This is a genomic window from Pseudoalteromonas sp. MTN2-4 (genome assembly GCF_042848605.1).
GTDB lineage: Bacteria > Pseudomonadota > Gammaproteobacteria > Enterobacterales > Alteromonadaceae > Pseudoalteromonas.
Genome location: NZ_BTGK01000002.1, coordinates 617132 through 641653, shown reverse-complemented (window position 1 = coordinate 641653; position 24522 = coordinate 617132). Strand labels below are relative to the sequence as shown.

At 38.7% G+C, this 24522-nt stretch carries 20 protein-coding genes; 14 read left to right on the top strand and 6 right to left on the bottom strand.

The annotated features are described in order from the left end of the window. The first annotated feature begins 32 nt into the window (after positions 1 to 32). Both dapA and ACGHEH_RS07765 read left to right on the top strand, forming a co-directional pair. Entirely contained in the window at positions 33 to 947 is a 915-nt protein-coding gene (gene dapA, locus ACGHEH_RS07770) for a 4-hydroxy-tetrahydrodipicolinate synthase (protein ID WP_390443645.1), read from the top strand. Positions 948 to 1005: 58 nt separating this feature from the next. Further along, complete coding sequence (locus ACGHEH_RS07765; protein WP_390443642.1) at positions 1006 to 2301, top strand: DEAD/DEAH box helicase; 1296 nt, start codon at positions 1006 to 1008, stop codon at positions 2299 to 2301. 68 nt (positions 2302 to 2369) lie between these two features. Here the strand turns inward: ACGHEH_RS07765 and ACGHEH_RS07760 are convergent, their stop codons facing one another. Together ACGHEH_RS07760 and ACGHEH_RS07755 are read right to left on the bottom strand one after the other, a co-directional pair. Then, complete coding sequence (locus tag ACGHEH_RS07760; protein WP_390443640.1) at positions 2370 to 3008, bottom strand: glutathione S-transferase family protein; 639 nt, start codon at positions 3006 to 3008, stop codon at positions 2370 to 2372. Between the two features lie 171 nt (positions 3009 to 3179). Beyond that, positions 3180 to 4787: an AbgT family transporter gene (locus tag ACGHEH_RS07755; RefSeq protein ID WP_390443637.1), complete on the bottom strand. Its 1608-nt coding sequence runs from the start codon at positions 4785 to 4787 to the stop codon at positions 3180 to 3182. 161 nt (positions 4788 to 4948) lie between these two features. Between ACGHEH_RS07755 and ACGHEH_RS07750 the strand changes: the two genes are divergently transcribed. The 5 genes from ACGHEH_RS07750 (at position 4949) to ACGHEH_RS07730 (ending at position 8015) form a co-directional block, all read left to right on the top strand. Further along, positions 4949 to 5896 (top strand): ribonuclease Z, encoded by a 948-nt coding sequence (locus ACGHEH_RS07750; RefSeq protein WP_390443634.1) that lies wholly within the window; start codon positions 4949 to 4951, stop codon positions 5894 to 5896. A 73-nt stretch (positions 5897 to 5969) separates the two neighbouring features. Continuing rightward, positions 5970 to 6206 carry a hypothetical protein gene (locus ACGHEH_RS07745; RefSeq protein ID WP_390443631.1) on the top strand — a complete coding sequence of 79 codons (237 nt, stop codon included), beginning with the start codon at positions 5970 to 5972 and terminating at the stop codon, positions 6204 to 6206. Next, positions 6187 to 7314 (top strand): hypothetical protein, encoded by a 1128-nt coding sequence (locus tag ACGHEH_RS07740; protein WP_390443629.1) that lies wholly within the window; start codon positions 6187 to 6189, stop codon positions 7312 to 7314. The genes ACGHEH_RS07745 and ACGHEH_RS07740 overlap by 20 nt, the downstream gene beginning before the upstream one ends. After that, the gene (locus ACGHEH_RS07735; protein ID WP_390443626.1) at positions 7311 to 7475 is read left to right on the top strand and encodes a hypothetical protein; all 165 of its coding nucleotides are present in this window, start codon (positions 7311 to 7313) and stop codon (positions 7473 to 7475) included. Before ACGHEH_RS07740 ends, ACGHEH_RS07735 begins: the two co-directional genes overlap by 4 nt. Beyond that, on the top strand, positions 7476 to 8015 hold the full coding sequence (locus ACGHEH_RS07730; protein WP_390443623.1) for a sensor histidine kinase: 540 nt from the start codon (positions 7476 to 7478) through the stop codon (positions 8013 to 8015). A gap of 44 nt (positions 8016 to 8059) precedes the next feature. Here ACGHEH_RS07730 and ACGHEH_RS07725 read toward each other — a convergent pair whose 3' ends face one another. The 3 genes from ACGHEH_RS07725 to ACGHEH_RS07715 all read right to left on the bottom strand — a co-directional run bounded on the left by ACGHEH_RS07725 (position 8060) and on the right by ACGHEH_RS07715 (position 11222). Continuing rightward, positions 8060 to 8863 carry a DUF1338 domain-containing protein gene (locus ACGHEH_RS07725; protein WP_390443621.1) on the bottom strand — a complete coding sequence of 268 codons (804 nt, stop codon included), beginning with the start codon at positions 8861 to 8863 and terminating at the stop codon, positions 8060 to 8062. A gap of 94 nt (positions 8864 to 8957) precedes the next feature. Continuing rightward, entirely contained in the window at positions 8958 to 9980 is a 1023-nt protein-coding gene (gene astA, locus ACGHEH_RS07720; RefSeq protein ID WP_390444182.1) for an arginine N-succinyltransferase, read from the bottom strand. 36 nt (positions 9981 to 10016) lie between these two features. Further along, positions 10017 to 11222 carry an aspartate aminotransferase family protein gene (locus tag ACGHEH_RS07715; RefSeq protein ID WP_390443618.1) on the bottom strand — a complete coding sequence of 402 codons (1206 nt, stop codon included), beginning with the start codon at positions 11220 to 11222 and terminating at the stop codon, positions 10017 to 10019. Positions 11223 to 11372: 150 nt separating this feature from the next. On the opposite strand from ACGHEH_RS07715, the gene ACGHEH_RS07710 reads away from it, so the two are divergent. After that, entirely contained in the window at positions 11373 to 11801 is a 429-nt protein-coding gene (locus tag ACGHEH_RS07710; RefSeq protein ID WP_390443616.1) for an Lrp/AsnC family transcriptional regulator, read from the top strand. 57 nt (positions 11802 to 11858) lie between these two features. On the opposite strand, the gene ACGHEH_RS07705 is transcribed toward ACGHEH_RS07710, so the two are convergent. Then, entirely contained in the window at positions 11859 to 13526 is a 1668-nt protein-coding gene (locus tag ACGHEH_RS07705; RefSeq protein ID WP_390443613.1) for a putative bifunctional diguanylate cyclase/phosphodiesterase, read from the bottom strand. A 635-nt stretch (positions 13527 to 14161) separates the two neighbouring features. Here ACGHEH_RS07705 and ACGHEH_RS07700 point away from each other — a divergent pair. Genes ACGHEH_RS07700 through glgC form a run of 6 tightly spaced genes read left to right on the top strand, consistent with a single transcriptional unit; the run spans position 14162 to position 24517 of the window. Next, complete coding sequence (locus tag ACGHEH_RS07700) at positions 14162 to 14485, top strand: isoamylase early set domain-containing protein (RefSeq protein WP_349286986.1); 324 nt, start codon at positions 14162 to 14164, stop codon at positions 14483 to 14485. Then, positions 14472 to 16454 (top strand): 4-alpha-glucanotransferase, encoded by a 1983-nt coding sequence (gene malQ / locus ACGHEH_RS07695; protein WP_390443611.1) that lies wholly within the window; start codon positions 14472 to 14474, stop codon positions 16452 to 16454. The genes ACGHEH_RS07700 and malQ overlap by 14 nt, the downstream gene beginning before the upstream one ends. Further along, positions 16447 to 18666, top strand: a complete 2220-nt coding sequence (gene glgB, locus ACGHEH_RS07690; protein WP_390443609.1) for a 1,4-alpha-glucan branching protein GlgB — start codon at positions 16447 to 16449, stop codon at positions 18664 to 18666. The genes malQ and glgB overlap by 8 nt, the downstream gene beginning before the upstream one ends. A 2-nt stretch (positions 18667 to 18668) precedes the next feature. Then, entirely contained in the window at positions 18669 to 20711 is a 2043-nt protein-coding gene (glgX, locus tag ACGHEH_RS07685; protein WP_390443606.1) for a glycogen debranching protein GlgX, read from the top strand. Next, positions 20701 to 23220, top strand: a complete 2520-nt coding sequence (locus ACGHEH_RS07680) for a glycogen/starch/alpha-glucan phosphorylase (protein WP_390443603.1) — start codon at positions 20701 to 20703, stop codon at positions 23218 to 23220. Before glgX ends, ACGHEH_RS07680 begins: the two co-directional genes overlap by 11 nt. Further along, positions 23213 to 24517: a glucose-1-phosphate adenylyltransferase gene (gene glgC, locus ACGHEH_RS07675; RefSeq protein ID WP_390443599.1), complete on the top strand. Its 1305-nt coding sequence runs from the start codon at positions 23213 to 23215 to the stop codon at positions 24515 to 24517. Before ACGHEH_RS07680 ends, glgC begins: the two co-directional genes overlap by 8 nt. Positions 24518 to 24522: the final 5 nt, after the last annotated feature.

The following is a 24522-nucleotide window of genomic DNA, read 5'->3' as shown; positions in this document are numbered from 1 at the left end:
TATTAGCACTTGGAATAAGAAAAGTTGTAAACATGCAGATTAACGAAAAACTTAAACAAGCAAGCTTGATCACCGCGATAAAAACTCCTTACATAGCAACTGGCGAAATCGATTTACTCGCCTATGACAAATTAGTTGAGCTACAAATCGAAGCGGGTGTCGACGGCATTATCGTAGGTGGTACAACCGGTGAAGGCCAATTAATGAATTGGGAAGAGCACCTAATGTTAATTGCGCACACTGTAAGTAAGTACAAGCAACAAATTTTAGTTATCGGTAATACGGGCAGTAACAATACCCGTGAAGCTGTTAAAGCAACAGAATATGGTTTTGCAACGGGAATGGATGCCGCATTACAGATAAACCCTTACTATGGTCGCACTTCAGTTGAAGGTGTTGTAAAACACTTCGAAAAAGTACTCGAAATTGGCCCTGCATTTATTTACAACGTACCGGGAAGAACGGGCCAGGATTTAACACCAGATATCATTGAGCCTCTTTCGAAGCATGACAATTTTATTGGTGTTAAAGAGTGTGCAGGTAATGAACGTATTGCTCAATATGAACAACAAGGTATCGCATGCTGGTCGGGTAATGACGATGAAGCACACGATGCAAGACATTTACATGGTGCACATGGTGTCATTTCAGTTACTTCTAATATTGTGCCTAAGCAGTTTAGAAGTTTGATGAACGAACGTAATGACGAACTGAATCAATCATTGCAGCCATTAATCTCTTGGTTATTCTGCGAACCTAACCCGATCGCAATAAACACGGCGCTTATGATGACTGGTGCTGTAAAACCTGTCTTTAGATTACCTTATGTTCCGTTAAGTACATCTCAACAACAACAAGGCTTACAATTAATCTCCGAGCTAGCAACGGGTAGTTATGTTGGTCATGTACCAAGTTTACTAGACTCTGAGTCAATTATTCTTTGTTAGAACACATTTATTGACGTATAATCTGCGGCCTTTTAATGATTGGCCGCAGGTTTATGTTATGAATTTCAAATCTTTTAGTTTTTCTCCGCTTATTCTGCAAGCACTAGACGAATTAGATTTTCACACCCTTACACCAATTCAGCAAGTTGCTATCCCTGTTGTAAGAAAAGGGCATGATGTACTTGCTACTGCTCAAACTGGTACAGGTAAAACAGCCGCTTTTAGTTTGCCAATCATACAGAATATTTTTGAACATGCTGAGCAACATCCTAGAGCTTTGATCATAGCGCCAACACGTGAGTTAGCAGAACAAATTGCAAATAACTGCAAACAATTTGCTAAATATACTGACATTAATGTGGTTGCTTTATTTGGCGGTGTGAATACTGCTGGCCAAGAAGAACAATTGAACTCTGGCTGTGATATTTTGGTTGCAACACCAGGAAGGCTTCTTGATCACTTACGTCTTGGCAGTGTAAATCTGTCTCAGGTAAAGCATTTAGTGTTAGATGAAGCAGACAGACTACTTGATATGGGCTTTATTACTGACATCCAAAAAGTAATAGAGCTATGTCATGAAGATAAACAACAATTATTCTTCTCGGCAACTTTCCCAACGACAATGAAACAATTTGCACGTCAAGTTTTAAAGCACCCTAAGTTTGTTCAAGTTACACCTGAAAACACGACAGCAGAAACGGTAAGGCATATTGTTTATCCCGTTGAGCAAGGTAGAAAGCAAGAGCTGCTTTCTGAGTTGATTGGCAAAAAGAATTGGCAACAAGTTCTTGTATTTGTGAACATGAAAGATGTTGCTGACGACATTGTTAAAGAGCTAAACCTTGATGGAATTCCTGCCACTGTTTGTCACGGCGATAAAAAGCAAGGTGCTAGACGTCGTGCTCTTCGTGAATTCAAAGAAGGCAAGGTTCGCGTATTAGTTGCCACTGAAGTTGCGGCGCGCGGAATTGATATCGAAGGTTTACCTCGTGTTGTTAACTATGATCTTCCTTATCTTGCAGAAGATTACGTACACCGTATTGGTAGAACAGGTCGTGCTGGTCAGCAGGGCCAAGCAATTTCATTTGTTGCACGTGAAGAAGAGCAAGTATTACTGCATATTGAAGAGTTAATTGGGCAACAAATTAAGCGCTATTATTTACCTGGCTATGAAGTAAGCAGTCGTGAAAGTCTGATTAAAAACTTAACTAAAAAACCTTCACATCAACGTAGAAAACCAAAAACTAACCGCCCTAGTAATCAGGCAAGTGGTGAAGCGAGAGCGAAAAACAGAGCGCGTATCGCGAATGTGAGAAAGCAGATTAAAGGTAAGTCTTTAAAGTTGAGTAAATAAATCCTTTTTAAGTAAAATATCCAAAAGGTTGCTAAGTGCAACCTTTTTTAGTTTTTTCACTACATTGATTAAATAGCATATGCCGCTAGGCTTATCCCTTCAATTTTGCTGGCTTGTTGTATTGCATCATCTCTTGCCATGGTTTTTAAATATCTATTAAGATTATTAAAGCTCAATGGTGGATTCTTAATTTCGTCGGCCCAAATACACAGCATAAATAAAATGTAATCACAGACAGTAATTGATTCACCAACTAAATAGGTATTGTCGTTGAGTTGTTTATCAATGATCTGTAATACATCTTTTAATCTAGTTTGCTGTGTTCTAATGATATCATCGTAAATTAATGCGTTTTGTGTATGTCTTTCTGGATAAAAGTAAGTCATCAGTTCAGTTTGCAGTGTACTAGTTAAATACATCAACCACTGATTGAAAATAGCCTTTTGTTTTATATCTGCTGGAATAAGAGATGCTTCAGGGTGTTTTTCTGCAAGGTATAAGCAAATTGCTGCGCTTTCAAAGAGAACAAATTCATCATCAACCAAAGTTGGGATCCGTCCTGTTGGGTTAATTGATAAATATTGTGCAGACTTTTGGGCAAGCTTTTTTCTATCCACAAGCTCGAGTTGATAAGGGGCATTAATTGCTTTTAAAACAAAATGAGGAGCAAGACTGGCATTACAAGGGTAGTAAAACAGAGTATACATACTTCACCTAGATAGTTAGAGTTTTTCGATAGCAGTGTCCTTTCAGTTAAATGATACTTGAAAAACTTAGGTGAGATAATCTGTTTAATCAAGAAATTACTTCACTTTACAAACAAAAACGGCAACCTGAGTTGCCGTTTTATAGCTTTAAAATGCTGATTTAGTTACTCACTAAGGCGTATAGTAAATAGGCGAGTTAGGGCCTACAGGTAAACCAAAACCGAACACCCAAATATAAAACAGAGCAACCCAGCCAACAAAGAAGAACATACTGTACGGAAGCATGGTCGCTACTAGCGTACCGATACCCATATCTCTTTTGTACTTAGTTGCAACTGCGAGTATAAGACCAAAATAACTCATCATAGGTGTGATCAAGTTAGTCACTGAGTCACCAATACGGTAAGCGGCTTGAATAGTTTCTGGCGCATAACCAATTAGCATTAACATTGGTACGAAGATAGGGGCAGTCACAGCCCACTGAGCTGAAGATGAGCCTAAGCTTAGGTTAACTAATGCACACATAAAGATAAACAGTACAAAGACTTCAGGGCCAGTTAGATTAAGCGCTTGAAGCAGTGCTGCGCCATTAATTGCTAAAATAGTACCGAGGTTCGTCCATTTGAAGAAAGCAACGAACTGAGCCGCAAAGAATACAAGTACAATGTACATACCCATAGAGCTCATTGATTTACTCATAGCGTCAATGACGTCGCGGTCATTCTTCATGGTGCCAACAACGCGACCATAAACAAAACCAGGGATTGCAAAGGTAACAAAGATAAATACTACGATACCTTTTAGGAATGGAGAGCCAGCTACTTCACCGGTTTCAGGGTGACGTAAAATACCATTTTCAGGCACAATGGTTAACGCAAGAAGCACAGATACAACAAGCAGAGAAACACCAGCCCATTTCAAACCAGATTTTTCTTTCGCACTTAATTTTTCAATGTTGTTTTCGCTTAAGTCGATGCTTGCTTCGTCAGGGTTGTATTTGCCAAGACGCGGTTCAACAATTTTTTCTGTAACTAATGTACCAACGATGGCAATTAGGAATACTGATATCATCATGAAGTACCAGTTCGCCTCAGGGCCGACTTCATAAGTTGGGTCAATCATCTGTGCCGCAGGTGTTGTAATACCTGCAAGTAGCGGATCAATTGTGCCGAGTAAAAGGTTTGCACTATAGCCACCTGAGACGCCAGCAAACGCCGCAGCTAGACCTGCAAGTGGGTGACGACCTAGGCTATGGAAAATCATTGCAGCAAGCGGAATTAATACAACATAGCCTAATTCAGATGCAGTATTTGATAAGATTGCGGCGAAAACAACCATGAAAGTAACAAGGCGCTTTGAAGCACCCATCACCATACCGCGCATCGCAGCAGAAAGCATACCTGAGTGCTCTGCAACACTTACACCCAGAAGTGCAACCAATACAGTGCCTAGAGGTGCGAAGCCTGTGAAGTTAGTTACAAGGCCTGTAACAATACGTTGTAGACCTTCAGCACTTAAAAGGCTTACAACTTCAATGACCCCATCTGGATCACGTCCTTTAGCGCCTTCTGGGCGAGGGTCAATGGCGCTTAAGCCAAACCAATCTGCTATTCCACTGAAAATGACAATGGCAATACAAAACATAGCAAATAAAGTGATAGGGTGGGGTAACAAATTACCTAAAAATTCAACAGTTGCTAAAAAGCGATTAAACAAACCCTGTGGTTTTTGTTCTGTTGATTGTTGATTTTCAGGCTTTGTCTCAACTGCGTTCGACATAATGAAAAATACTCAATACCAAAATTGCCGCATAACCTACCACTTTTTTAATTTGAAATCATTTTTTTACCGTTAATTCACAGTAAAAACAGGACAAACACCATGACGAAAACCTGACAATTTGGCAATATAGACTCAACTAAACGTTAACCGTCTTTAATATGCACATTCACTTTCTTGGCACTTCATCAGGTGTACCTAGTCAAACTAGAAACACATCGTCTACAGCAATTTCATTCGATAAAACAAAATCATGGGTCATGGTTGATTGTGGCGAGGCAACACAGCATCAACTACAAAAGTCTCCTCTGTCTTTTTTTTATTTAGATGTTATCTGTATTAGTCATGTTCATGGAGATCATTGCTATGGTTTGCCTGGGTTATTTTCTTCTATGGCGATGAATGGAAAAAAATCTGCTGTTCACCTAATCGCGCCCAAAGAAGTAATTTCATGGTTACACGCCACTTTTCATATGTCTGATACCAAATTGAACTTTGATTTAATCACGCATGATATTAGTGAAATGGCTGGTTCATCTGATTTCAATTTTTGTGATATTGAAGTTATCCCCTTAAAGCATAGAGTCTCCAGCTTTGGTTTTAAGGTTTCTGAAAAGCTGATCCCAAAAAAGCTTAAAATTGAAAAGCTAACAAAAGACGGCATTAAAAGTGGCCCTCATTACAATAAATTGCAAAAAGGAGAAGATGTTGAATTTGGTTCAGAGCTACTTTTAAGTAAAGATTACACATTTCAAAGCTGGCAAACGCGTCGAGTCATTGTTTGCGGTGATAACGAAAAACCTACTCTTGTTGCTAATTGGTGTTATGATATTGATGTGTTAGTGCATGAGTCAACTTTTACACATAGTGACCTACACAAGGTGGGTTTTCATACAGGCCATTCAGATGCGAAAAGAGTTGCAGAGTTTGCGCAGCTTCACCAAATCCCAACGCTAATTCTAACTCATTTTAGTGTCCGATATCATGGAGAGCATGGACTTGAATGTTTAAGGCTAGAAGCTAATCACTGCTATTGTGGAAATTTAATTCTCGCAGAAGATTTTTTTATTTTCTCAATAGAGAAAATAAAATTGCATTTAGAGAAATAATAATTTGGCATATTAATAGCGCATCTTTCACTTTGATATATGCTTAAGACAGATAAAATCTCGTTTAGTGAATATGCCTACTTTAAATTTCAAAACACGTATTTTACTGTTTGTGGTTATTTTTGAAATATTGGCATATTCGTCAATTGTACTTTTTAGTAATGTTTACTACAGCAGCGCGTTATCTAATGTCAAAGAACAAGAAATCATTCAAACCTTCGAATCTAGCGCTAATAAAATTGACCACACAATCACATTGATGGAACAAAGTGCCTACAACCTAGCACAACATGGTCTCTCTTTATCTTGAGCACAATAAATCGCAATTTGAAAAAGCAGAATTAAAGCAGAAGTTTAGTACCATCTTAGAGCAGCATTTTTCATTTTTTGAACTTGCCTTAGGTGGTGGTGTTTGGTTTGAACCTATGCGAGTGTTCCAAGATACACAATATTTCGGACCATATGTTTATCGAGATAATAAACGTATACTATTTAAAAGGGAGTTAAGTGGTGAGCAATATGATTACCATAGTCAAGATTGGTATCAGTTAGGAATACAAGCTGCAGAAAATGCGTTTCCAGTTGTCTGGACACATCCTTATGTCGACGAAGGGGGTAGCTTGGCTTCTATAATGACAGTTGATGCGCCTATCATTCTAACCAATAGCGATATGATTGGTATGGCAACCGTAGATTGGTCATTGGCTGCACTAACTGCTTTTTTAGAAACAGTGAAGATTACCGATAACTCATCACCACGATTGATCCATAAAGCATCAAATAGAATTATCAGTTTTCCATTAAAATCAGAGTTGGTGATGCAAACCACACCCGATGAAGTATGGGTTAAACCAATGTATCGTGGCTCATCCAATACTAAGTTCAATACTTTTAAAAGCTTAGAAATAAACGGTAAGCTGTATGACTTGTATTTTCTCGAGACAAAAAGCGGTTTTATATTGGGTTTTTTCAGCCCACATAAAGACATTGATAAAGAAGTTAGAGCGGTATCTCAAGTCACTTTATTGGGAGGTGCAACTATCGGTATCACTTTCATCGTCTTGATTATCTTTATCATGAAGCATCTTTTTAAGCCTTTTGATTTAGTGCTTAGCCAGATCAAAGGGTCTATCAAGCATACTGATAACGAAAAAGTAACCGTTGAAAACATTGTTTATGACGAGCAAAACGAATTCACGCCAATCATTACTGAGCTAAATTTTGTCTATCAGCAAGTCAACACACATATAGCAGAAATTAATCAAGCTAATACTGAGCTTACTAAGACACAGAGTGAGTTAGTTAAGCTCAACATTGACCTAGAGCTAAAAGTCAAAACGCGTACAGATGAACTTAGTTACAAAACTGAAGAAGCGTTAAAGGCGCTTTCTGAATTGCAAACGATACAGAAAAATTGATTGAACAAGAAAAGCATGCGTCACTAGGACGATTAGTTGCTGGGATAGCCCATGAAATTAATACTCCCGTTGGCGTTGCCATCACAGCAGCTTCATTTGTTGAAGATGAAGTGGTACATCTAGAAGAGAAGTTGCAATCATGTCAGTTAACAAAACACTAATTGATTAAGGTTATTTCTGATTTCAAAGAAGGCTGTTTTATTCTTAAAAGTAATTTACATAGAACTGCTGAATTGGTTGCCAGCTTTAAACAAGTCTCTGTAGACCAATCTTCTGAATTGCTACGCAAGATAGAGCTGAATGCCTATTTAGAAGATGTGATCCGTACTTTAAAGCCAAGGATTAAAAACTCATCGCATAAGGTTCACCTTGAACCTAACCCGTTTGAAATAGAAGTGCTTTGTTGCCCAGGTGCAATAGCACAAGTTATTACAAATACCATAGAAAACGCGCTAGTTCATGCATTTGGAAAGCACGAGTCTGGTGAAGTTAATGTTTTACTGTCTCAATCAGGTGATGAAGTCAGTATTTTGATTTCAGACAATGGAAAAGGTATGCCTAGTGATGTGTTAGGGTGTATGTTTGATCCGTTTTTCACTACGAATAGAGAAAATGGTGGAAGTGGTTTAGGTATGCACTCGATCTATAACATTATTTCTCAGCAATTAAACGGGACGATTAATTGTTCGAGTATTGTTTGAAAGGGAACTCAACTTATCATTAAGTTCCCACTAAATTCAACGAATTAACGAGCGTTTGTGCTTTCGAAGATTTTGTCAGCAGACGCCGCAACAAATCCTGTATAGATTTCACCATCTTGTTTGTTGTATCGCAGTGCAAACTCATAGAAACAGCTTGGAATTGCAAACTCACCATCAGTGAATACAACATTTGCATGATCGGCCAATGTAGATGATTGCTCTAATAGCACTTCTGGTGATCCTTTGATTTCACCACCTGAAGCATTCAATTCAAACCCAGCTTCTTTTAAAGATGTATTTACCGCTTCAATAGTCTCAAAGTTCGCTAAATGATTAATGCTTACAGTGAAGTGATTAGCACGATAGCCCCATGCAGACATCCAAGCTGCATATTCACTTTCTTCAAGTAAAGCTTTGTAAGTTTCATTACTTACTTGCCAATGTGTGCCTGAGTATAAGAAATTGTCAGCTGTTACAGCTTCTTCATCAATTTGATCGACCATTTCTTTAGCAATTTTCTGTAAAGAGTCAGAGCACTTTTCAACAAGTAATTCAGAGATGAATACTTTTGGTTTAGTTGGGTCTGAATGTTCGAAGTGTTTTGCGTATAGTTTTTTTGCTTCGAAATGGTATTCTCCACACTCTTTGTAACCAACAGCTAGAAAATGCGCTGCAAGTTTTTCTAGGCCAACTTTTTCTAAGTTGAAAGTACGAAGTGCAATATGATCGTTGATAACGTCAGACTGTTGTGTTGAACCGAGTAGTTCATGAACTTTAATTGCTGAAGGTGTAACTTCTAAATAGTTAGACCAAAGGTTATCAAATAGTGTGTCAACATTGTTGTGCATAATGGTTCCTTAATTTAACGGCCTAGCCGCTTAGTTTATGTATCGCCAAGCACGACGCATAATTTTATGCCAATTTTAATTAATTGTTTTCGCTTTATAGCGCAAAAATTCTTACTGTATCACCATTTTTTAGGCTAAGTGCTTCAGCTTCTTCACGCGCAATCGTGAGTGATACCGCTTGTTTGTCTAACAGTACGTTATTAGTAAACACGGCTCTGAAATCAATGAGTTTTTGATTCGAAATAGCATAGGTTTGCTCACCGTTAACAGAGTCGACTATATTTACAGGGACAATATAAGACTCTTGTACTGTTCTGATATTATCTAGCTTTGCTTCTATTGTTGGGCCTGCATCGAACAAATCAACATAACCTCTATGCTCAAATCCTTCTTTTTGAAGGAGTCTAAGTGCAGGCTTGGTTTTTTCATGCACATGACCGATAACGGCTTGAGCCTCATCACTTAGTAAGTTCGCGTAAATTGGGTACTTAGGCATTAGTTCGCTGATAAATACCTTGTCACCTAAACCAACTAAATGGTCTGCTTGAGGAAATTCAATTGAAAAAAAGTGCTCTTGTAACCATTGCCAAAAAGGAGAATGGCCTTGAGCATCGCTTACTCCGCGCATTTCTGCAATCACAGTTTCACTAAAGCGACTACTTTGATCTGCCATAAAAGCAAAACGAATACGGCTTAAAAATCGACCGGCAAGGCCTTTACGGTATTGTTCACGTAAAAATAAAGTACAGATTTCAGAGCAACCCGTGTAATCATTACACATACTCAATATTTCAACAGTGTTATACACGTTTAATGTACTTGAATGGTGAACCGTTTTACCTAGGTGATAGTGGTAAAGAGGGACTTGTGTTCCAACCGCAGCTTCAATCGCTGTTGTGCCAACAATTTCATTTGTGTTTGTATCTTCTAATACAAACAAATAACCTTCATCAAAAGGTGTCTCAACATGTTTTGAGAAACTATTTTCAGAACGTGAAATTTTATCTTGTAGTAAGTCGTCATCAACAGGTAAAGACGTGAAGCCATGACCAGATTCTATTGCAATTTGTTTTAAGGCTGCTAAGTCAGTGTTTTTGATTGGTCTTAAGATTTGCATATTAAAGTGAGGGGCCATGTGGCCCCAAATCCTATATTAGCCGTTTACAACATCTGCAACTGCAAGCTCAAAACGAGCTAGGCCCGCTTTAATATCCTCTTCTTCAATCACAAGTGATGGCGTGAAACGAACGACATTAGTACCCGCTACAAGTGTCATTAGTCCATGTTTCATACTAGCAACTAAGAAGTCTCGAGCACGACCTTCAAACTGCTCATTTAGAACCGCACCTAAAAGTAGACCTTTACCGCGAATTTCACTGAAAACATTGTATTTTGTGTTGATAGCTTCTAGCAACTCGCGGAACATCGCTTCTTTTTGTTGAACGCCAGTAAGAACAGACTCGGTATTTACTGTATCAAAAGCCGCTTCAGCGACAGCACAAGCTAACGGGTTACCACCATAGGTTGAACCGTGAGTACCAATTTTAAGGTGTTTAGCAATATCAGTTGATGTGATCATTGCACCAATAGGAAAACCACCGCCAAGTGCTTTTGCTGTTGTTAAAATATCAGGTGTTACATTTAAACCCTGGTACGCATAAAGATGACCTGTACGTCCTACGCCAGTTTGCACTTCATCAAAAATTAGCAATGCATTATGCTGATCACATAATGCTCTAACACCTTCAGCAAATTCTTGCGTCGGAGAGATAATACCGCCTTCACCTTGAAGCGGTTCCATCATAACTGCACATGTATTGTCATCAATTAGTGACTTTAATGTTTCTAAATCGTTGTAATCACAGTGCACGATATCAGCAGGTTTAGGACCAAAGCCGTCAGAGTAAGCTGCTTGACCACCTACAGTTACAGTGAAGAAAGTACGACCATGGAAGCCTTTGTTGAAAGCAATAATTTTAGATTTTTGCTCCCCAAAGTTATCAAGTGCAAAGCGGCGAGCAAGTTTAAGTGCAGCTTCGTTTGCTTCAGCGCCTGAGTTTGCAAAGTAAACTTTATCAGCGAATGTTGCATCTGTAATTTTTTTAGCAAGTCTAAGCGCAGGTTCATTGGTCATTACATTTGATAAATGCCAAATTTTTTCGCCTTGCTCTTTTAATGCATTAACAAGATTTGGGTGACTATGGCCTAAACAGTTAACAGCGATGCCACCTGCGAAATCGATGTATTCATCACCTTTTTGATCCCACACTCGTGATCCTTTACCTTTAACAGGGATAACTTCTGAAGGGTTGTAGTTTGGCACCATGACGTGGTCAAAAAGTTCGCGGTTTACTTGCATAATACTGCCTCTAAAACATGTGTTTAATAATTATTCTTTACTATCGTTTGATAGTTTTATTAATTATTACTCTGAAGTAGAGAAATTTGCAGTGCAATATTTTTCAAATTGATAGATAATTTTGGTAATATAACCAAATAAATGGTCATTATGATAAAATTACAAGATGAAAAGTTGATCGCTCTATTAAGAGCGAATGCAAGAACCAGTATTTCAGATTTGGCAAGAATGCTCGATCAGTCACGCTCAACAGTGCAAAATAGACTTCTTAAACTCGAGCAAACTGGAGTGATTAAAGGTTATAGCGTTGAATTTGGAGAGGAGTATCTTGAAGGGCTTGTTTCTGCGCATGTTTCGATAAAGGTAAAGCAGAAACTAACTACACAAACAACGGTTGCCTTGAAGCATCATAATAACGTAACTGCCTTATATGCAATAAGTGGCGAATACGACATGATTGCCATTGTTGAAGCACAAAGTCTCCAGCAGCTCAGTAGTATACTCGATGACATCGGTGATTTAGATGGAGTAGAGAGGACTAACTCATCTGTCATTCTAGAGACCAAATTTAAACGTTAAATGCTCAGATTTACAGAAGGAAATAACTTGAACAGATACAATAAAAAATTCATCTGCTTAGTTCTTTTGCACTTCAGGTAACCAAACACCTGTTCCAGTCGTTGCAATATGGTTTACATTGCCAGTCAAAACTTTTGAGCCCACATTATAAGAGGTTTCTGGTCTACTAACTAAGTAACCCTGAACACAACGAATACCCAGGTTTTTAACTAGTTCAAACTGTTCGATTTGTTCAACGCCTTCGGCAACGATTTTCAGCCCAAGTTGATGGCCTAACTCACTAATAGAGTTTAAAATTTTAAGGTACTTAGGATTTTCATTGGCTTGGGTAATGAAAAGCTTGTCTATCTTAATAACATCAATAGGTAGATCTGCAAGTGTGCTCAAAGAGCTAAAGCCTGTACCAAAGTCATCAATCGCAACACTTATACCAGCTTTACGACAAGACTCTAGTTGTTGAATTATGTCTGAGCTGGCAGTAATAAGTGTTGACTCAGTAATCTCAAGCATTAAAGAGCTAGCTGGGAGCCCTGTTTTATTAAGTGCGTCCATTACCCAGTTGTAAATGTCTCTATGCTTAAGTTGAATACCTGATACATTGACTGATATTTTGACTTTCTTCATGCCCGCGTTGTGCCAAGCCGACATCTGCCTACATGACTCTAGCAAAATCCAATCTCCTAGCTCTAAGATAAGGTTAGATTCTTCAGCAATTGGTATAAACTCAGAAGGTGGGATAAGCCCTTCTATAGGATGCTGCCAGCGAATTAACGCTTCAAAATAATCAATGGAACAATCTTCAACGTGAACAATCGGTTGAAAAGACATATGGAAGCTGTTTGAGCTAATTGCGAGCCTCAGCTCTTCGAGAAGATAGTGATATCTGCGCATTTTATTCCCCATTTCTGGAGAGTAAACCCTAAAGATGCCTCGACCGTCAGTTTTCGCTCTGTACATGGCAACATCAGACATTTGTAATAATGCATGAGGTTGAGATGCGCTTTCTGGGTAAGAAGCGATACCAATACTAGCACCAATTTTCACAAGCTTGTTCCCGAGTACAAAATCACGTTCTATCTCAGTCAGGATTGCTTGTGCGAGTTCAGTGCAAAATGCTGGCTCTCTAATATCAGGTACAAAAACTGAGAATTCATCTCCTCCCAGTCTAGATAAATTTTGATCAATGCCGTTTTGAGGGTGAAGGTCTTGGATTTTAAATTGTCGTACTATATCTTTAAGACGATTAGCAACTTGAATTAAGATTTCATCTCCGAAGCTATGGCCAAAAGAATCATTCACTTGTTTAAAACCATCTAAGTCGATAAATAAAAGCCCACACCTAAGTTTATTTTGCTCAGCAAGCTTGAGCTGCTTCTCAAGGTGCTCGATATAGGCATGCCTATCGATTAACTGGGTGAGTTTATCTTGATAAACATGGTGATTTGTTTGTTGTTGAATTTCACAAATTTGTTTGTTTATTAAATTTATTGCATGTCTGATCTGCGTAACGGTAGAGCCGTAGTTTAGACTCTTTTCATCAACCTCAAAACGTTTTAACAGTTCATGTACGTCTTTGTTGATCTCATCTAAGGCAACTTTTTGACGTTGATGAGCCCTTTGATTTCTAGCCAGACTACTTAATGATATAACGATAAGTAAAATTGATATTAAGGTGTAGGGTGATAGTATGCTTTCAATAAAAGCATGTTTTACTTTTACTGCCATTAGCTCACCCTTATTTCGTGTCAAAACATAAACAGTGTTATGTAGTTCGATGAATTCATGAGATGGCAACATAAATCTATACCAGGCGGAAGAAGGTATGATATTTGATGTAGGATTCAGCTTAGTTACGTTAGTTTGATCTCCGTTAGTGATATCGATAAGAGACTTGGTGAATAGAAAGTTGAATATAAAACCCAACAAAATCACACAGAGAAAGAGTAGTCCTTGTATTTTAAGCTTTTTCAACATACCAGCTGGTTCCAGCAATTCCCATGCGGAGAAAGAATTTCAGACTTAAGTTTTATCATATTTATGCCAATTTATGAAAGTAAGATTTTAAATTTAGCAACAAACTGAATAGCTATGAGTAAAAGTTGAGTACTTATTAGGAATATTCACTTTACACTGTTTAAAACTTGGTCTAATTTAAAATTCTCTCTCTCACATACAAACCACTCAACGTAATGTTGAATTTGTTTAACTTGCGCATTGAATCTTGCGCTGATGACTCTGAAGTTGTCACATAAGATAAACATTCAGTTGATTAAATAGGTAAATAATCTTCAAAGCTGAAATGCAGTTTATTTCAGAAGCAAGAACTTGATGCGTAAATTCTCTATGAATAAGGCAAGGCAATGCTAAATAAACGATTCTTTAAGACCAAAGCAGAAGCTGAAATAACTTTCGAGTGTGGGTTTAAAAATGCGGATAAAATCGAACTTGTTGCTGAGTTTAATGACTGGCAACCAGTTGAGATGAAATTCGTAAAATCTCGTCAAGTATTCAAAAGTAAATTTCGCTTACCAACAAATAAACAATATCAGTTCAGATACCTGATAGATGGCGAAGTTTGGGAAAACGATAATCAAGCTGATGGCTATAAAGCAAATGGCTTTGGTTCAGAAAACAGTTTAGTGTCTACCATAAAGGAAGTTGGTATTCAGAATGAATGCATTTGAACAACTTTGCTACTTGTATGGAATAGGTTCTGAGTTTACAAAATATACTGGTGAAATTGTTAGATTTTCTCAGCCAGTTAGAGAAGCAGCTCTGAAAGCATGTGAGTTAAATTTTAATTCAATTGAATCAATTCATGCTTTAAACCATCAGTTAGATGTTGCGCCATGGTACTCTTTGCTAGCAAATATCACATTAGTTGAACAGTCTGAACCTCATCTCACGATTAGGATAAAAGACGATCAAGAATACGGGCTTTTATATTTAGCGGTACCAGAGATTGATTTAAGTGTTGAACTATCGTTTAAAAAAGCGGTTTTCTCAGGTGAATATATCGATGCTGGCACGCGTTTTGTTGAACTCAAGTTGCCTATATCAAAACAACTACCTGCTGGTTATTTCACTGCAGAGGTAACCCTTAATGACGAAGTATATTCTACAGAATTGTGGGTGACACCCAAAGAAGCTGTGACTTTTAATGAACATAAGCAATTTGGGGTTAGCGTACAGCTGTATACATTAATTTCTACTGAAAATTATGGTTTTGGTGATTTTTCAGATTTGCAGCAATTGATAAGCAAAAGTTCAAAGTTTGGCATTGATTTTATTTTGTTAAACCCTTTACACCTTTTGTTTGAAGAGCAACCTCAAAGAGCAAGTCCTTACAGCCCAAGTCACCGAGGACTTATTAATCCACTCTACATTTCAATAGCTGAGTGTCTGACTCAGCCTACCTTTGCGCAATTGGTAGACGAACATAATTCGGCATTAGTAATTTTAGATGCTGAAAAACAGGCGCAATATATAGACTACGAACTAGTCGCAGAGACAAAATATAGACTATTAAAGTCTATTTACCGTCAGTTTAAGCAGAACGCCAGCTTGAAATTACAACGAAGTTTTCGTCGGTTTTGTCAAACTAAAAGTAATTTATTGAGCATTTTTGCAGATGATGAACGGGCAAAATTCTGGCAATGGCTTGCTCATGAACAACTCAATCAATGTCAAAAACTGTGTTTGTCCCTAGGGATGAAAACAGGTTTGATCAATGATTTAGCAGTTGGTTGCGCGAAAGATGGCCTTGAATTCTTAACAAATCAACCAATATTTGCTAAGCATGCTGAAATTGGTGCACCACCCGATCCTTGGGCTGAGAATGGTCAAAATTGGGGGTTACCGGTCATTGATCCAAAAAAAATGGCGGACAATAACTTTGCTTACTTTAAGCAGTTAATAAAAGAGAACATGCAGTATTTTGGGGCTTTAAGAATTGACCATGTGATGTCATTAAGGCGTTTGTGGTGGTGTTTAACAGTCAATGCCGAGCAAAGTGGATGTTATGTGTATTATCCATTTGAATATCTTTTAGCTATTTTAAAGATTGAATCTCACCTCAATAATACCGGTTTAGTTGGTGAGGATTTAGGGGTTGTACCGCCTGAAGTTACTGAAGCCTTGGCGTTAAGTGGTATTTATGGAAATACTTTGTTTTATTTTGAAAAAAACCATATGGGCGAGTTCAAACATGGTAACGATTACCGCGAAAACTGTATGTTAATGTTATCAAACCATGACGTGCCCCCGTTTATTGCTTGGTGGTATGCACAGGACGTGGACTTGAAATTAAGTCTTTCTCTTTGCACTGAGCCAGATGCAAGTGAATTAAAGTCACAAAGACAAATTGATAAACATCGCGTATTGAATTGGCTCAATAAACCACATCTTAATTTAGAAAGTGATGTGAACGAATTGTTTAATGAACTAGTTAAAACGCTCATACAAACCCCACCTAAACTTTTTAGCTTAAACTTTGATGACTTAGCAAAGCAAACCTTACCGATTAACATTCCAGGTACAGATAAAGAATATCAGAATTGGCGACGCCGAATTCTCACACCGATAGAAGATGTGTTTACTGCACAGCAAAGTTTACTCAATGATTTAACAGCATTAAGGAAAAGCAATGATTGACTCTTTGGTCCGCAAAGAAATTACTTACGACGCGCAAATAAAAGCATTACAACAAGGTCAATTTAGTGATCCTTTTTCTTTCTTAGGATTACATGTTAATTCTGAACAGCAGTTTGAAATAAGAGCATTTATTAAAGGTGCTCACTCGGTTGAGTTGGTGAGTCCCTTTGGAAATATTGATTTCTCAAACATTAATGATTCGGGTTTATTTTTTCTAACGCTAGAAAATGTTGATTTACCAGAGCCATATCAATTGAGGGCTTTATACCACGATGGCTCAGACCACGTTTTTTACGACCCTTACCAGTTTAAATCGTCCTTAAACCAGGATGATATGTACCTATTTAATGAAGGCACCTTAGAACACGGATATCGATTATTAGGCGCGCATTGTGTTGAGCAACAAGGTGTATCAGGTGTTAGGTTTGCAGTATGGGCCCCAAATGCTCAGTCAGTCTCTGTTATCGGTGAGTTTAATCATTGGCATGCTAATCAGAACTTCATGCGCAAACACCCTGCAAGTGGTATTTGGGAATTATTTTTGCCAGAAATAGAAACGGAGCAGGGTTATAAATATGCGATTACAGATTGTCATGGAAATCGTTTTGAAAAGGCAGATCCTTATGCATTAAAAACACAACAGTCTCCAGGTACTGCATCTGTTATTCAAAAGTCGATCCCTCAAGTCTCCGTAAAAAAGAGTAAAGTTCAAAATACCCTTAATAGAGTTGATGCGCCTATCAGTATTTACGAAGTACATCTAGGCTCTTGGAAAAGAAGAGAAAGCGAAGGGGCGCGTTATCTTACTTATCGAGAATTGGCAGATGATTTAGTTAGTTATGTAAAAGAGCTAGGTTTTACGCATATTCAACTAATGCCAATCAGTGAGTATCCTTTTGATGGTTCTTGGGGTTATCAGCCTGTTGGGCTATTTTCTCCATCAAGTCGATTTGGCTCTGTAGATGACTTTGCTTATTTTATTGAGTCATGCAAAAAGGCTGAATTGGGTGTCTTATTGGACTGGGTACCGGGGCACTTTCCGTCTGATCCACATGGTTTGCATTGTTTTGATGGCACTCATTTATATGAGCATGCGGATAAACGACAAGGATTCCACCCCGATTGGAATACGTATATTTATAACTATAGTCGCCCTGAGGTTCAGTCTTATTTACTTTCAAACGCCATCTACTGGTTAGAACAATATCAAATAGATGGCTTACGCGTTGATGCCGTTGCTTCCATGTTGTACTTAGATTACAGCCGCGAAGAAAATGAATGGGTACCAAATCATTTAGGTGGTCGAGAAAACTTTGACGCCATACACCTTTTACAAAAAGTAAACACCCGCAGTTATGCTAACCAAAAAGACATCATGATGGTTGCAGAAGAGTCAACAGCTTGGCCTGGTGTGACCAATTCTGTTGATAATAATGGTTTGGGGTTTGGTTACAAGTGGAATATGGGATGGATGAATGACACGTTAAATTATATGAAGCGTGATCCAATTCATAGGCAATACCACCACCATGAAATGACCTTTTCGATGGCTTATGCCTATTCGGAAAATTATATTTTGCCACTCAGCCATGACGAAGTGGTACATGGTAAAGGCTCTTTATTATCTAAAATGCCGGGGGATGATTGGCAACAATTCGCTAATCTAAGAGCGTATTATGCATTTATGTATGCGCACCCTGGTAAAAAGTTACTTTTCATGGGCGCTGAGCTCGCACCCAGGGAAGAGTGGAACCACAATGCGGGTTTAGATTGGGATTTACTTAACTATGAAGCGCATCATGGTGTTTTTAAGACAATTCAAAAGTTAAATCAAGTCTACAAAACATCACCTGCTTTTTATGAATTGGATCAGCAATCTGATGGGTTCAAGTGGATTGACAGTGATAATAGTAAGCAAAGTATTTTCGGCTTTATTCGTTTCTCAAAATCTCTAAATGAGCATGTCGTCGTAATTTCTCATTTCACGGGTCAAGTTTACCACCAATTCAGAATGGGGGTTCCGGCTAAAGGTGTATATCAAGTTGCTCTGAACACTGATGATGTGACGTTTTGGGGCAGTGGTGTTAATGCAGTTGCACACAGCCAACAGCTTATCGAGACACAAGATATCGCCAGTCATGGCTTTGAGCAAAGTATTCAAATAACCATCCCGCCATTATCCACACTCTATTTAAAATTCGTGACGGGGTAAGAATGCTGATTTCTGGTAAAGGTAATAGCTCACCCTTAGGCGCTTCACAGTCAAATAATTCAGTGAATTTTGCAGTGTATGCTCCACAAGCTACATATGTTTCACTCTGTTTATTCGATATCAGTGGCTATGCTGAAACAGAGCGTTTGGCTATGCATTTACATGAAGGGGGAGTCTGGTCAGTAAGTGTTGAAGGCATACAAGAAGGCTGTATTTATGGCTTCCGGGCTTCTGGTAATTATGATTTGAGTTCAGGTCAGTTACATAATGAACATAAATTATTGCTAGACCCCTACGCAAAAGACCTTCACGGCCATTTTTATTGGAGCGAAAGGCACTTTTGTCATTTACCTGTTGGGCATTTCAATGATGCTGATAATGCTTTTGATATGACGAAGTCGAAATTAGCTTTACTTCAAAAATATCAAGGAGAAAGGCCAAATGTTCCATGGAGTGAGACTGTTATTTATGAGTGTCATGTAAAAGGCGCGACGAAATTAAATAACAAAATCCCCGAAGCCCTGAGAGGTAAATTTCTTGGCCTTGCACATGAACACTTCATTCATCATTTAAAGTCTATGGGTATTAATGCAATCGAGTTATTGCCTGTTCATAGCTTTATCAGTGAACAGTTTTTAACAGCCAAAGGCTTACAGAATTATTGGGGCTACAATACGCTTAACTTTTTTACCCCACATAAAGAATACCTTGTTGATGGAAACATTGATGAATTTCAGCAAATGGTTGGACTACTTCATAAAGCTGGTATAGAAGTTATCATTGATGTTGTCTTTAATCATACCGCTGAAGCTGGGCTTGAAGGGCCAACATTGTCTTTTAAGGGGCTCAATAATTCTGGTTACTATCGATTGTTAGCTGACAACTGTGATTACATTAACGATACAGGGTGTGGCAACACAGTCAATATAGATGACCCATACACGCTAAAACTCATATTAGATAGCCTACGATATTGGGTTGAATATTACGGGGTTGATGGTTTTAGGTTTGATCTCGCCAGTATTCTCGGTAGAGGCAGCAAAGGGTTCAATAAAGGTCACGCCTTCTTTCAAGCAATCCATCAAGACCCGATTATAAGTAAATGTAAACTCATCGCTGAGCCTTGGGATATTGGCCCTGGAGGCTATCAGCTAGGTGCATTTCCAGCTCCATGGCGTGAGTGGAACGATAAATACAGAGATATTGTTCGTCAGTTCTGGCAAGCCAAGCAACATGTCCTTCCTGAATTGGCTAAACGGATCCATGGTTCAAACGACTTATTTGAACACAACTTGCGAGGTCCCTTAAATTCAATCAATTTTATCACCAGCCATGACGGTTTTACACTCAATGATTGGGTGAGTTATGAACATAAAAACAATCTTGCAAATGGTGAAAACAACCAAGATGGTCACAATGACAATCACAGTTTCAACTGCGGTATTGAGGGTAAAACCCAAGATGTTAACGTTAATTCTCTCAGACTAAAACAGCAAAAAAATGCACTTATCACGCTGTTCATGTCTTGTGGTGTGCCTATGATTGCCGCAGGCACAGAGCTTTGCCATTCTCAAAAAGGTAATAACAACGCCTATTGCCAAGATAACGACATAAGTTGGTTAAATTGGGAAGAGCAAAACAACCACGATTTGAGAAACTTTATTGCTAGACTTGTAGAGATAAGGAATTGTTTTGCTATTTTCATGCATCCTTTTTTTGTACATCAAGAAGACAGCGACTTTTCTGTGCACTGGCTTGATGAACAATCTCAGCCTATGGATACCGTTAAATGGCATGACTCAACTTCGCAATTTTTAATGTGTCGTTTGGATGATAACAACAATAAAGTTTCACTGTTGTTACTCTTCAATGCAGGAGAGGCAGTAGTCAATGTCAGTCTCCCTAAGGTTACTGAAAAGTGGCATTTACATATCACCTCTGAGCCCACGGTAAAAATAAATCAAATAGATCAAGTTTTAGATATTTCAGCTCAATCAAGCTGGGTTTTTTCTACTAATTTTGAAGGAAATGATAATGAGTCATAAAAATTCAAATGGACAAGTGCCTGATACAGTCAAGGTCGACACCTTGTTAGCCGATGTCAGTGAAGATTTAAATCGACATTTTTATTATACCTTAGGGCGAGATAAAAATGTCGAATCAAGGCTCTATTTATATCATGCACTAGCATTAACTATTCGAGATAGGCTGGTAGCTAAATGTAGAAAAACCAATGAGCAGAGAAACAAGCAGCCTACTAGAAAAGCGGCATACATTTCACTTGAGTTTTTAATGGGGCGAGCGCTTGGTAACGCTATTTTGAATCTTGATTTAGAGCAAGATGTAAAAACAGCGCTTGAGCAATATAGTGCAGAGTTGGAGTGTGTAAGTAGTGCTGAGCATGATGCCGGTCTTGGCAATGGTGGCTTAGGACGACTTGCAGCGTGTTTCTTAGATAGTTGTGCCAGTCTAGCGCTTCCGGTTGTTGGGTATGGTATTCGTTATGAATATGGCATGTTCAATCAATCTATTGAAAACGGTTATCAAGTCGAGCATCCAGACAACTGGTTACGAGAGGGACACCCTTGGGAGCTGAGTGCGCCTGAACAGTCAAAGCGAGTTAAGTTCTTTGGTCATGTTGAGTCGTATGTCGATAAGCATGGAAGAACACATAGAGCGTGGGTGAATACTCAGGATGTACTTGCTGTGCCTTATGATGTACCAATTCCTGGCTATAAAAATGACATAGTAAATACACTGAGGCTTTGGAAAGCTGAAGCAACAGATGAGTTCAATTTAAGAGAATTCAATGAAGGTAGCTATTCTGATGCTGTAGCGCAAAAAAACTTAGCAGAGCAAATTTCAATGGTGCTTTATCCCAATGACAGTAGCGAAAACGGTAAAGAGTTAAGGCTTCGCCAACAGTACTTTTTAACCAGTTCGAGTTTACAAGACATTCTATATGATTGGGTGGTAGAGCATGGTGAAAACTTTGATGATTTTGCTAAATTTCATGTATTTCAGTTAAACGATACACATCCAAGTATTGCTGTCGCAGAGCTTATGCGTTTGCTGATTGATGATTATGAAATCGAGTGGGATAAAGCGTGGCAAATCACCTCAAGTACCATGGCATACACGAATCATACCTTGTTACCTGAAGCATTAGAGCGTTGGTCAGTTCCATTATTTGAAAAGCTTTTACCTCGCTTATTAGAAATTATTTATGAAATTAATGCCCGTTTCTTAGCGCAGGTTGCCATTCATTGGCCAGGCGATGTTACAAAACAAAGGGAGCTTTCTTTAATTGAAGAAGGGGATGTGCCACAAATTCGTATGGCTTATTTGGCAATCGTGGGCAGTTTTTCTGTTAATGGTGTTGCTGCACTTCACACTGAGTTATTGAAAAGTGGTCTTTTCAACACCTTCTATCAGCTTTGGCCTGAGAAATTTAATAACAAAACCAATGGGGTAACCCCACGTAGATGGCTTGCGCATTGCAATCCTGAGCTTAAATCATTAATAAGTGACTATATCGGCAATGGGTGGATTGCTGACTTCAGTAGGATTAAAGACTTGCGTCGCTACTATGATGATAAGCAGTTTCAAGCCAAATGGTTTGATGTTAAGAAAGCGAACAAAGACAAACTTGTTGTTTTAGTTAAATCACAATGTGGTGTTGAGTTTGATTCAAATATGATGTTTGACGTGCAAGTGAAGCGCATACATGAATATAAACGTCAATTATTGAACATCCTTCATGTTATTCATTTGTACATTCAGATTTGTAAGGGCAAAACAGAAAATCTGACACCGCGTTGTGTATTGATTGGTGGTAAAGCTGCGCCCGGGTATTACATGGCTAAGCAAATTATTAAATTGATCAACAATGTTGCTGAAGTCATTAATAAAGATGAAAGGGCTAAACCTTACTTAAGAGTCGCATTTCTTCCTAACTACAATGTTACTTCGATGGAAACGATTTGCCCTGCGACCGATCTATCAGAGCAGATCTCAACCGCAGGTAAAGAGGCATCGGGCACAGGCAATATGAAGTTTATGATGAATGGTGCCATTACAATCGGGACTCTCGATGGTGCTAACATCGAAATCTTAGAAAATGTTGGTGCAGATAATTTCTTTTTATTTGGTGCAAAAGCAGAAGAAACCAACACTATTAGGTCACACTATGACCCTCAGAAAGTCATTCACAACAGCGAAAGCTTGAGCGCGGTATTTAAATTACTTGAAAGTGGTCACTTTAATTTATTCGAACCAAACATCTTCGACGACATTATTAATGCTGTTAAATGCCCAAGCGACCCTTGGTTAACCGCTTATGACTTTGACAGTTATTGTCAGGCGCAAAGTAATGCGGCCAAAGCGTATCAAGATAAAGACCATTGGACTCAAATGAGTATTCTTAATACTGCGGCCAGTGGCAAATTTTCAAGTGACAGAACTATTTCACAATATAGTGAAGAGATCTGGCAAATAGCGCCAGATACAACACAGATTACAGACAAGGAACAAATGGAGAAGCAACATGCCTAGTTATGAAAATCGTTATATTAGTAATTTAACCAGAGAGACCTATGCCCTAATTTTGGCTGGTGGTCGAGGCTCTCGTTTACATGAATTAACTAACTGGCGTGCAAAGCCTGCTGTGTACTTTGGCGGTAAACATAGGATCATCGATTTTCCGCTTTCAAATTGTATAAATTCAGGAATCAGACGTGTCGGCATTGCTACACAGTACAAATCTCACTCACTAATTCGCCACGTTAATCGAGCATGGGGACATTTTAAAAAGGAACTGGGTGAATCTGTTGAGATCTTACCGGCATCTCAGCGTTATGGTGATGAATGGTATTGTGGAACAGCGGATGCGGTATTCCAAAACATGGACATTATTCGCCATGAATTGCCAAAATATGTCATGATTTTATCAGGCGATCATGTTTATCGTATGGACTACGGCGCATTACTAGCAAAGCACGTTGAAACCGGTGCAGATATGACAGTATGTTGTATTGAAGTGCCTTGTGAAGAAGCTGCTAATACGTTTGGTGTTATGACGGTTGATGACAATAATCGAGTCAGACGTTTTGACGAAAAGCCAGCCGAACCTTCTTCTATTCCTGGAAAAGAAGGGACTTGTCTAGCATCAATGGGCAACTACGTATTTAATACTGAATTCCTATTCGAGCAGTTGAAAAAAGACGCAGAACGAGAGGGTTCCGGTCGCGATTTTGGTCACGATATTATTCCTGCCATCATCGAAGAACATAACGTGTTTGCATTTCCTTTCAGAGAGCCAACACAAAAAGGTCAAGCTTACTGGCGTGATGTAGGCACAATTGACTCATTTTGGGAAGCAAATATGGAGCTCGTTTCTCCAGAGCCACAATTAGATTTATACGACCCGAGCTGGCCAATTTGGACTTATCAAGAACAGCTACCTCCGGCCAAGTTCATTTTTGATGACGAGGAAAGACGTGGTATGGCTGTAGATTCAACGGTTTCTGGTGGTTGTATTATATCTGGCTCTGTTGTGCGTAAATCATTACTTTTTTCAAATGTCCATGTTCATTCTTACTGTACTATTGAAGGCTCAGTGATCCTGCCCGGTGTTAAAATTGGCAGAAACTGTAAAGTTAGAAATGCCATCATCGACCGTAGTTGTGAACTTCCAGAAGGCATAGTGATTGGCTATGATTCAAAAGTAGACGAAGAGAATGGCTTCAGAGTGTCTAAAAAAGGCATTGTGTTGGTGACGAGAGATATGCTTGCTGCGTATAATCAACGTCAACAAGTAAATGAAGAAAAACAAGAGCTTTCAGTAGTTTAAAAGGC

Excerpts from the sequence above, each read along its gene's own strand:
- dapA (WP_390443645.1), top strand. The coding sequence starts at position 33 with ATGCAGATTAACGAAAAACTTAAACAAGCAAGCTTGATCACCGCGATA.
- glgX (WP_390443606.1), top strand. The coding sequence starts at position 18,669 with ATGCTGATTTCTGGTAAAGGTAATAGCTCACCCTTAGGCGCTTCACAG.
- glgC (WP_390443599.1), top strand. The coding sequence starts at position 23,213 with ATGCCTAGTTATGAAAATCGTTATATTAGTAATTTAACCAGAGAGACC.
- ACGHEH_RS07725 (WP_390443621.1), bottom strand. The coding sequence starts at position 8,863 with ATGCACAACAATGTTGACACACTATTTGATAACCTTTGGTCTAACTAT.
- ACGHEH_RS07700 (WP_349286986.1), top strand. The coding sequence starts at position 14,162 with ATGCTAAATAAACGATTCTTTAAGACCAAAGCAGAAGCTGAAATAACT.
- malQ (WP_390443611.1), top strand. The coding sequence starts at position 14,472 with ATGAATGCATTTGAACAACTTTGCTACTTGTATGGAATAGGTTCTGAG.
- ACGHEH_RS07740 (WP_390443629.1), top strand. The coding sequence starts at position 6,187 with ATGGTCTCTCTTTATCTTGAGCACAATAAATCGCAATTTGAAAAAGCA.
- ACGHEH_RS07710 (WP_390443616.1), top strand. The coding sequence starts at position 11,373 with ATGATAAAATTACAAGATGAAAAGTTGATCGCTCTATTAAGAGCGAAT.
- ACGHEH_RS07765 (WP_390443642.1), top strand. The coding sequence starts at position 1,006 with ATGAATTTCAAATCTTTTAGTTTTTCTCCGCTTATTCTGCAAGCACTA.
- ACGHEH_RS07745 (WP_390443631.1), top strand. The coding sequence starts at position 5,970 with ATGCCTACTTTAAATTTCAAAACACGTATTTTACTGTTTGTGGTTATT.
- ACGHEH_RS07760 (WP_390443640.1), bottom strand. The coding sequence starts at position 3,008 with ATGTATACTCTGTTTTACTACCCTTGTAATGCCAGTCTTGCTCCTCAT.
- ACGHEH_RS07715 (WP_390443618.1), bottom strand. The coding sequence starts at position 11,222 with ATGCAAGTAAACCGCGAACTTTTTGACCACGTCATGGTGCCAAACTAC.
- ACGHEH_RS07750 (WP_390443634.1), top strand. The coding sequence starts at position 4,949 with ATGCACATTCACTTTCTTGGCACTTCATCAGGTGTACCTAGTCAAACT.
- ACGHEH_RS07755 (WP_390443637.1), bottom strand. The coding sequence starts at position 4,787 with ATGTCGAACGCAGTTGAGACAAAGCCTGAAAATCAACAATCAACAGAA.
- ACGHEH_RS07705 (WP_390443613.1), bottom strand. The coding sequence starts at position 13,526 with ATGGCAGTAAAAGTAAAACATGCTTTTATTGAAAGCATACTATCACCC.
- astA (WP_390444182.1), bottom strand. The coding sequence starts at position 9,980 with ATGCAAATCTTAAGACCAATCAAAAACACTGACTTAGCAGCCTTAAAA.
- ACGHEH_RS07680 (WP_390443603.1), top strand. The coding sequence starts at position 20,701 with ATGAGTCATAAAAATTCAAATGGACAAGTGCCTGATACAGTCAAGGTC.
- glgB (WP_390443609.1), top strand. The coding sequence starts at position 16,447 with ATGATTGACTCTTTGGTCCGCAAAGAAATTACTTACGACGCGCAAATA.